This window comes from Candidatus Stygibacter australis, assembly GCA_030765845.1.
Classification (GTDB): domain Bacteria; phylum Cloacimonadota; class Cloacimonadia; order Cloacimonadales; family TCS61; genus Stygibacter; species Stygibacter australis.
The window spans coordinates 1-4,452 of the sequence record JAVCDJ010000077.1; the positions used below are offsets into that span (position 1 = coordinate 1).

At 37.3% G+C, this 4,452-nt stretch carries 4 protein-coding genes; all 4 read right to left on the reverse strand.

The genetic code is table 11. The features are described from left to right. Positions 1–346: 346 nt before the first annotated feature. Positions 347–2,752: an ABC transporter permease gene (locus tag RAO94_04595; protein MDP8321614.1), complete on the reverse strand. Its 2,406-nt coding sequence runs from the start codon at positions 2,750–2,752 to the stop codon at positions 347–349. A gap of 262 nt (positions 2,753–3,014) precedes the next feature. Beyond that, positions 3,015–3,221, reverse strand: coding sequence for a sulfur carrier protein ThiS (gene thiS / locus RAO94_04600; protein MDP8321615.1), 207 nt, complete (start codon positions 3,219–3,221; stop codon positions 3,015–3,017). 5 nt (positions 3,222–3,226) lie between these two features. After that, a complete protein-coding gene (thiF, locus tag RAO94_04605) occupies positions 3,227–3,862 on the reverse strand; it encodes a sulfur carrier protein ThiS adenylyltransferase ThiF (GenBank protein MDP8321616.1) in 636 nt (211 codons plus the stop codon). Positions 3,863–3,871: 9 nt separating this feature from the next. After that, on the reverse strand, positions 3,872–4,452 hold a 581-nt coding region (locus tag RAO94_04610; GenBank protein MDP8321617.1), incomplete at its 5' end, for a hypothetical protein.

Sequence of the window (4,452 nt, forward strand, 5' to 3'; positions counted from 1 at the left end):
ACATTGCGAACGGGTTTTAATACCCTATGGTTGTTCAAGCTTAACCCCTTCCATTTTCCTTATCAATATCTTAATACTAATTTCATGATGTCAATATACAATGATGTCAATATACAATGGTTGGTCAGAGGATAGAGTTTATAAATCTATAGCATTATTCAATTTAGCAATTAAAATATCGTACTCATAACGGTCAACCATTGCGGAGGTCTATCGACCATGCGCAAGGTCTTAGAAAGGTCAAATTCCATGTCTGCCTACATTAATCAGAATATGTGCTTTTTTTTTCAGCAAACCTTGCGGAGGTCTTGTGACGATCCGCAAGGGCTTTGTGAGGTATTTTGTTTTATTCGTATTTTAGTGATTTTATTGGATTTCTGTTTGCTGCATTGATCGTCAGATAGCTTACTGTCGTGATTGCAATCAGTAGTGTGATAAATCCTGATAAAATGAAGTAACTCGGGTTCAGATCAATTCTGTAGGCAAAGTTTTGCAGCCAGTTTTTCATGATGAAATAGCCAAGTGGCCAGGCTATAATATTTGCCAAAATGACCCATTTAGTGAATTGCCTGATAAGATTTATAACAATGCTGCTTACTGATGCTCCGAGAACTTTTCTTACTCCGATTTCTTTTGTTTTTTGTTGTGTGGTATAAGCTGCTAAGCCAAAAAGTCCCAGACAGGCAAGGAAGATAGCCAGAATTGCAAAAATTGTGAAAAACTTTCCAGCTCTTAGTTCAGACCTATGTAAATTATCAAAATATGTATCCATAAAGAAATATTCAAAGGGCTGATTACCAGCTAAATCGCTCCATTTCTCCTTGATGAAACCTAAAGTTCCTGCAACATTTTCAGGTTGTATCCTTATGACCATAAATTCTTTCCACCAGATTGACGGATGAAAGATGATAATTGGAGAGATTTCATCGCGCAGTGAATTGTAATGGAAATCTTTTACAACGCCAATAATGGTAAAGATTTCATTTGAGCCGGGATCTATCAGCTTTCTGCCGATGGGATTTTCATAGCCCAATTCCTTGACTGCGGTTTCATTAATGATGATTGAATGCTCTTCTGCTTCACTATCTTTAAAAAATGTTCTACCTTCTACCAGAGGGATTCCCATCGTTTCCAGGTAATCATAATCTCCGCATAAACGGAAGAAATGATACAATTCATCAGGAGTGTTATTATCTTTGTTATACATGCTGCCATCTGAACATGAACCTGGCACGCTAAATGCTGCGCTGGCAGAAATTATGGCAGGTGATTTGAGGATTTCTTCTTTAAATACCGGGATCTGATCTTTGAGAATATGTGCTCTTTCGATCACCAAAAGTTGTTCTTTGGCAAAACCCAGTTTTTTATTGCTGATAAATTTCATCTGCTGGAGTGAAATTATGGTGCAAAGTATCACTAAGATCGAAATAGCGAACTGGAATAAAACCAGGGCATTTCTAAACCCGGTTTTTTGTTTGCCTTGGAAGAGGTTTCCTTTAAGTACGGTTATTGCTTTGTATGAAGAAAGAGCTATTGCAGAATAACCACCGGAAATCAGACCGATAATGACAGCTATCATGAAATAAGCAATATAAGAATAACTACCGATAAAATTCAAAGCCAGATCTTTAACTGTGAAATCATTGAATTGATTTAACAGAAGCTTAGAGCCGAGTAAGGCAATGATCATGGCGAAAATACTGATTATTATGGATTCCATCAGGAATTGACGAATCAAATGTCCGCGGCTGGAACCTAAAACTTTGCGCATACCAATTTCTTTTGCCCTTACAGCAGATCGTGCTGTAGTAATATTCATGAAGTTTATGCAGGCAACCAGTAAAATGAAAAAACCGATTGCGGAAAACAGATACACATAACGAATATCCCCTTTTTTCCCTACAGCATCATCTGAAGGACTGAACAGGTAAATTTGAGAAAGTGGCGTTAAGCGGAGATGATAATAATTACCAGTCTTCTCCCATTCTTTGACAGTTATTCCCATAACCTGCTTGAGAATGGGGTCTGCTTTGAGCACGAACAGGTCATTGATCTTTTTTAATAGCGCTTCATCATCAACGCCTTTAATAGTTTTGATGTAAGTAATCAGATTATTGCTTAGCCAATTTGTATCAGAATAACTACGAAGTGAGCAGAATGAAGCCAGTACCTGGAAATTCCAGTGAGAATTGACGGGCATATCTTTGGCCACAGCAACAATTTCATATTCTGTTTTATTGTCGAATTTCAGAGTCTTGCCGATCGGGTCATCATTCTGGAAGAATTTATTTGCTGTTGATTCATTTATCACAATAGTTTTGGGTTTGGTTAATAGGTCAATATTACTGCCTTTGATCAGAGGAATGGTAAAGACATCAAATATTTCCGCATCGGTATAATATATCTTATCCAGCAGGAAACTTGTTTCTTTGTAACTGACAAGATTTTCATAATCTCCTTTAAGTCTGACAGCGCTTTCAATTTCGGGAATTTCTGCCATTAGGGCAGGTCCCAAAGGTATGGCGGTAGAAATTCCAGTTCCTTCCTGTTCTCCCATTTTGGAATCTGTTCCGATACGATAGATCTGGTTATAATTTACGTTGTGCCGGTCAACGCTAAATTCGTCCATGATCCATAAACCAATCAAGATGAAACAGATCATTCCAATACTTAATCCCAAAATATTGATAATACTAAATGATTTGTGCCGCACCAGGTTTCTAAATGCAATTTTAATATAATTTTTTATCATTAGAGCCCTCCGAGTATTTTGATATCAATAAAGCAGATTTCATGCCAAATGTAATGGAGGTGATGTAACTCGTTTAAATATAATGTAGTAGGTAAAATTAATTTAGAGAGAGATTCTCCTGGAATGATTGTTTTGATAATAGATATGAATAGAATTTTATCAAAATGATAAAATTTACCCGACTCAATAAAAGGAAGGAGAAATTACTGCATTCTGCAATTGAGGATTTTGCCGTTTATTTATAAATGCAGTTCAATAGATTTTAACCTCCACTCATCAGGTGCAGTATCTGAACGCTACTCTTGTCTGGAATTAAGGTTTTGTCATAATCAGTTTTTTTTATCAGTTTATTATCGATTTTTACAACCAGCATCTTGAAGATAAAATTCTTTTTATCAATCAGATCTTTAATTGTCATTCCAGGATGCCATTCTTCCAGTCGGTCATTAAGATAAAACGCATTATTCATATTTATTACCTGAGGTCATTTAATTTCATTTTATTGAATTTGCTAATCAAAAGTTCCAGAGCAAGATTTGCCTGCATACCGGCTACTGCAGTTACCCTGGGAGCAAGAGGTTTAAAGCCCTGTTCCACATCTGCCACACCATCTCCAATGAGATACAGATTTCCGCTGGCAGTTTGCCTTAATTTATTATTTCCACCTATTCCACCAATTCCTGAGCCTACTATCAAGGGTATATCAGCAAAACATTCATCCCAGGTTTCTATCAGCATCTGCTTTGCTTCTGCCTGATCAAATGCTTCTATCAGGATATCCACATCTTCATAGATTTCCTGGATCAGCACCGGATCAAGACGCTTAATATAAATTTCATATTCACACCAGGGATTTACTCTTTTTAAATTTTGTTTCAATGCTTCCACTTTATATGAACCTACCTGCTCAGCAAAGTAATACTGTCTATTCAAGTTTGAAGCAGAAACCCGGTCAAAATCCACAATGATCAGTTTTCCCACTCCTGCCCGGGCAAGTGCCACTGCCGCATTACTGCCTAATCCTCCAGCTCCGGCAATACCAACTATTCCTCCCTCTATTGCTTTTAATATTTCTGGATCATGATCTTTAAAAAATTCTTCTCGCTGCATTAAATCTCCTTAAAATTGATAGCTAAGTCCCATCGACAAATAATGGAAGAGAGCAAATCCATAAATCTTATCATTATCAGCTCCACCTTCCAGTATCCGGTAACCAAGATCGAGCTTTATCTTATCCTGCAAGCGGTAATAAACAGAAAAACGCACATCTTCTGCTCTACCCTGCGGTGCTGCCAAGGCATCACCTGTCAGGTTAATTCCTAATTTATCATTTAACTGATAATCTGTCATAAAGTGAATTATCGGTACAAAGCCTACATTGCTGAATTCTTCTCTGCGAGTAGAATTTTCCACAGAAATATAGGCATCCCGTATTTTAGCAGTAAAACCCAGAGCAAACTGCCAGTTTTTCTTATCCACCAGAGTATATCTCCAGGTAAGGCGCCAGGAATTGAAATTATAATACGAGGTTAACTTATCGCCAGCAGCAAATGAAGTGTCATCAAATATCAAATTCTTATCCAATGTGCCTTCAGCCTTCACAGTAAAAGGTGCCAAGGTGGCAAACACATAGTGCTTATCATTAAATTTATAACCCAGATGTAATCTGCCATAAGCCTGGGGATTATATTCCAGATCAT

Coding starts and splice junctions, on each gene's coding strand:
- thiF (MDP8321616.1), bottom strand. CDS start 3,862: ATGCAGCGAGAAGAATTTTTTAAAGATCATGATCCAGAAATATTAAAA.
- RAO94_04595 (MDP8321614.1), bottom strand. CDS start 2,752: ATGATAAAAAATTATATTAAAATTGCATTTAGAAACCTGGTGCGGCAC.
- thiS (MDP8321615.1), bottom strand. CDS start 3,221: ATGAATAATGCGTTTTATCTTAATGACCGACTGGAAGAATGGCATCCT.